The 4,033-nt window shown below is 62.9% G+C and carries 6 protein-coding genes and 1 pseudogene; 4 read left to right on the top strand and 3 right to left on the bottom strand.

Annotated features, from left to right (window positions below; translation table 11 throughout):
* Window positions 1–45: 45 nt before the first annotated feature.
* A complete protein-coding gene (locus FN369_RS00765) occupies window positions 46–417 on the bottom strand; it encodes a DUF4156 domain-containing protein (protein WP_142524314.1) in 372 nt (123 codons plus the stop codon).
* Window positions 418–496: 79 nt separating this feature from the next.
* Window positions 497–961: an aminoacyl-tRNA deacylase gene (locus tag FN369_RS00760; RefSeq protein ID WP_142524313.1), complete on the bottom strand. Its 465-nt coding sequence runs from the start codon at window positions 959–961 to the stop codon at window positions 497–499.
* A 26-nt stretch (window positions 962–987) separates the two neighbouring features.
* Here FN369_RS00760 and FN369_RS11630 point away from each other — a divergent pair.
* From FN369_RS11630 to FN369_RS00745, 3 genes and pseudogenes are all read left to right on the top strand, one after another.
* Window positions 988–1,616, top strand: a pseudogene (locus tag FN369_RS11630) (bifunctional DNA primase/polymerase); the annotation flags it as partial.
* A 90-nt stretch (window positions 1,617–1,706) separates the two neighbouring features.
* Window positions 1,707–1,976 carry a primase alpha helix C-terminal domain-containing protein gene (locus FN369_RS11375; RefSeq protein ID WP_246189466.1) on the top strand — a complete coding sequence of 90 codons (270 nt, stop codon included), beginning with the start codon at window positions 1,707–1,709 and terminating at the stop codon, window positions 1,974–1,976.
* 58 nt (window positions 1,977–2,034) lie between these two features.
* Window positions 2,035–2,424: a cyclophilin-like fold protein gene (locus tag FN369_RS00745; protein WP_142524310.1), complete on the top strand. Its 390-nt coding sequence runs from the start codon at window positions 2,035–2,037 to the stop codon at window positions 2,422–2,424.
* Window positions 2,425–2,439: 15 nt separating this feature from the next.
* Here FN369_RS00745 and FN369_RS00740 read toward each other — a convergent pair whose 3' ends face one another.
* Complete coding sequence (locus FN369_RS00740) at window positions 2,440–3,096, bottom strand: DJ-1/PfpI family protein (RefSeq protein WP_178087581.1); 657 nt, start codon at window positions 3,094–3,096, stop codon at window positions 2,440–2,442.
* A gap of 20 nt (window positions 3,097–3,116) precedes the next feature.
* On the opposite strand from FN369_RS00740, the gene FN369_RS11370 reads away from it, so the two are divergent.
* The gene (locus FN369_RS11370; RefSeq protein WP_246189465.1) at window positions 3,117–3,827 is read left to right on the top strand and encodes an SRPBCC domain-containing protein; all 711 of its coding nucleotides are present in this window, start codon (window positions 3,117–3,119) and stop codon (window positions 3,825–3,827) included.
* The last annotated feature ends 206 nt before the right edge of the window (window positions 3,828–4,033 follow it).

Below are 4,033 nucleotides of genomic sequence, written 5' to 3'. Positions count from 1 at the left end.
GAGCCGACGGCGGCCGCTGCGCAGCTTGCCGGAGCCCAGAGTCCTTTAGCGAGGAAGACTTTCGAGTCCGCCCGAGCGGATCGCTATCCCCCCGAAACCGACCTCATCCCCTTTTTCAAAGAGATATCCTGTTTGGATCAAGACGACCCCGTCGGCACCGAGCTTTGCCGCTTCCTTGCAGAGCCGTTCGGCCGCCCCCTTGAGACTGTCGGCGCGACCGACCACGATCCCAACCGGCTCGGCACCCGCGGGGAAGGTGCCCAAGAGTCGGACCTTCCGAAACGCGCCCGAGGAGCCCTCGCCGAACGCAAAATGTTGGCCGGAAGAGGCCCAGGTTGGCGGAGCAAAGAGCAAGAGAAAGAAACAGAGAACGATGGGCGCGAGCGCCCCCACGCGGGAAGAAAAGCGTCTATGCATGCAGGAGAGCTTATCAGTTCCGCAAGCCCGACGGAACCCCTCTGGCCGACGCGCTTCGGAAGTGGTAAGGGCGGCTGCGCTACTTCGCAATATCGCCTACCGTAGGCTCTACCAACCGGGCAAAGTCGGCATAGGCGAGGCTCGCCAAGTCCTCGTGGGTGCCGGCTTGAAAGACAAGCTCCGATTGGCTCGCGATTTCGCGGTCGACGTAGACTTTCCGGCCATATAGGTTCCCAAATGGGGGTGCAGTACCCGGACGGCAATCGGGAAGGAGAGGAGCGAACTCCTCTTCCCTGGCGAAGGCGACCTCGGAAACTTCCATCAGCACCTTGAGCTTGTCGAGATCGACAGGGTGCCTGGTGGACAGGACCGCCATCGCCAACCCATCGGGGCTTTTCACCATGACGACCTTGGCCAAGTGCTTCCCCGAAACGTGACTTGCCGCCGCAACCTCCTGCGAGGTAAAGGCCTCGGGATGGTGGCTCACCCGGTAGGGAATCCGATTTTCCTCCAAATATTGCTGCAGCCTTCGAACGATTGCCATGATCCTCCTCTCCTCGATTCGACGGAATGGAGGAGAGCTCTCTTCGAGCAAACTCCCGATACTCTCCGGAATCAAATGGAAAAGTCGGCCTCGCCGGCTGGCCGCTCCCGGAGCAGGAAGCGACAACCGCAGCAAGTCGGTCTTTGGAAGCCCTTGCCCCCGAGGCGATCCAAAGCCAACTTTTGCCTAGCCAAGCCATTGCCACCGCTATGAACCGCCCGCAGAGCCGCGAGACGATCGAGACGCTCGCCTGGGCGCTCGCCTACCTGGCACACGGCTTTTCGGTGATTCCGATCGAGGCCCGCGGCAAGCGGCCGTTGATCCCTTGGCAAGCCTTTCAACAGAAACCTCCGGATCCCGAGATTGTCCGCCGCTGGTTTCGCGGCGCCCCGCAGGCAAACGTCGCCATCGTGACGGGTCAGCTCTCCGGCATCATCGTGCTCGATATCGATCCGTCGCACGGCGGGAGAGAGAGCCTCTCCGTTCTCGAGCAGACCTCCGGGCCGCTTCCCGCAACGGTCGAAGCTCTTACCGGCGGGGAGGCAGCCACTTCTACTTTGTCCATCCCGGGGCTCCCGTAAGGAACCGGGTGGGCTTGCGTCCCGGAATCGATTTGCGAGCCGATGGCGCCTACGTCGTAGCCCCTCCCTCTCTCCACGCGAGCGGGCACCGGTACGCCTGGGCCCAGGGGCGGAGCCCGGAAGAGATCCCCCCCGCCCCCCCGCCTGTTTGGCTCCGCAGGCAAATGGGATGGGAAGCGGTTGGTCACCCTTTGGCCTACTGGAGAAGGCTCGTCCGGGAAGGAGTCCAAGAAGGCGAGAGAAACAACACGATCGCTTCCCTCACCGGCCATCTTCTTTGGCATGGGGTCGACCCGGCGGTGGTGCTCGACCTATTGCTCGCTTGGAACGCGACTCGCTGCCGTCCACCTCTCTCTGAGGACGAGGTGGCACGCGCCGTGGAGAGCATCGTTCGGCTCCACCGGCGGCAAGAGGAACGAGAGGAGAAGCTCTAACCGATTCGCTCAGGCCCGAGGGCTTGGCGGAGGCGACCGAAGGGACTATTCTCTTCCGATGGAATCGGAGCCCAGTCGGATTCGGATCTCTTGGAAAACGGGGAATCTCATCGGGATCCTGCGGCAGACCCCCACCGCCCGGAAGCTGCTGGCGGCGCTCCCCTTCTCTTCCCGTGTCGAAACTTGGGGCGAAGAGGTCTATTTCCCCACTCCGATCGACTCTCCCTTGGAACTCGAAGCCACCGACGTAGTCGAACCCGGCACGATCTGCTACTGGGTCGAGGGCCGATCCCTCGCGCTCCCCTACGGTCCCACTCCCGTCTCGGTCCGAGACGAATGTCGGCTCGTTACCCGCGTCAACCTGGTCGGCAAGCTCTTAGGCGACCCGAAAACCCTTGCCTCGCTCCGGAGCGGCGACCCGGTCCGGATCGAACGGGTCGGGATCTGACGCCGACCTCCGCAACTAGCGGGAAGCTCCACCGCTCCCGCTCGGAGTCACCACCATTCGATCGCCCTTCAAGAGCGCCCACTGACGATCGTATTCCATGGTGTAGGCGACGGTATCGACGAACTCCTCGTCGTAACCAAAACGAAGGAGGAGATAGAGGCCCGTTTCCAACCCCGAAGAGATTCCTCCAGCCGTGATCACTCGCCCCGCATCCACGATGCGGTGGCGATCGATCGAACAGGAGGGGGCGATCTGCGCCAAGCGGTCGATCGGCACTATTTTCTCGGAAGGATCCCCATGCTTCCGGCCTGTGGCCGCAATCCCGTCGAGAAGCCCCGCTTTGCCGTAAATCCACGAGCCGGTGCAGACGCTTACCAGAAGGGTCTCCTGCGGAAGAGATCGGATGAAGGCGAGGAGGCGGCCGTTGTGCATCTCCGCCCGGGTGCCGATCCCGCCGGGTACCAGAAAGGCATCCATATCCGGCCGGTCGTCCAGATCGTAACGCGGAATGACCAGCATGTTGCCGGTGGTTTTCACCGGGGTGAGAGTGTCACCGAGCAGAAACGCATCGAGCTCCGGATCCAGTCGACGAGCGACCGCAAAGACTCCCAAGGGTGCCGTAAAGTCGATCACCTCGACGCCGTCAAAGACGTAGATCCCCAACCGTCTCATCCTCTCCTCCTCGACCGAGAATGGCAAAGAGGCGCCTCGCCGGTCGAGCCGTTTCGACGCCTCCTCCGCCATCTGGGATCGCCCCGGGAAAGAATGGCTGCTATGCTCACGGGGGAGTGGCGACGGCCGAACTCACTCTCTCCCTTCTCGGCCCGCCCGCGCAGCTTTTGGAGGTCGGGAGTAATCCCGCGATGGGCGTTCTGCGCGGGCCATCGGTCGGGAACAAGGAGCAAACCGAACATGGGCGGCAAAGCGGGGGAGGGGCCCATTGGAAAGAAGCCATGCGGCGCGACCGGATCATGCAAACGGAGATCGAGATCGAAGCCTCCGCGGAGACGATCTGGAAGGTGCTGCTCGACTTCCCCTCCTATCCCCGTTGGAATCCTTTCCTCCGCTCCATTTCTGGAGAGGCTCGGCCGAAGGCGCGGCTCACCCTTCGCGTCTGCGCTCCGCAAGCCCCACCGGTCGGCATGACCGCCGAGATCCTCCAGATCGAGCCTTTCCGAGAGCTCCTCTGGGTTTGCCATCTGCTTTTGCCGGGCCTGCTCGACGGGGAGCATCGCTTCCTTCTCGAGATGGAGGGTCCGAAGCGCGTTCTGCTCCGTCACGAGGAAACTTTTCATGGGCTGCTCCTGCCGCTGCTTTGGCCCTTTCTAGAGCCTAGGACCCGACGGGGCTTCGAAGCCATGAACCTCGCCCTCAAGAGGCGGGCGGAAGCGGACCGGGCCTGATTCTTTCCATCGGCCGGCAAGGCCAACCAACACCATCGACCTCGGGCCGGGCATCCTGTACACCCGAGTACCATGGAGGTAGACGTTCTCTGCATCGGCCACGGCTGCTACGATCTCGCCTTCTCGGTCTCTCACCATCCGGAGAAGGACGAAAAGCTCCTCTCCGACCAGCTCATCCTAGCGGGCGGGGGACCGGCGGCCAACGC

This window comes from Methylacidimicrobium cyclopophantes (genome assembly GCF_902143385.2).
Taxonomy (GTDB): Bacteria; Verrucomicrobiota; Verrucomicrobiia; order Methylacidiphilales; family Methylacidiphilaceae; genus Methylacidimicrobium; species Methylacidimicrobium cyclopophantes.
Note: the sequence above shows the minus strand (reverse complement) of the source record. Positions and strands in the feature narration are given on the sequence as shown.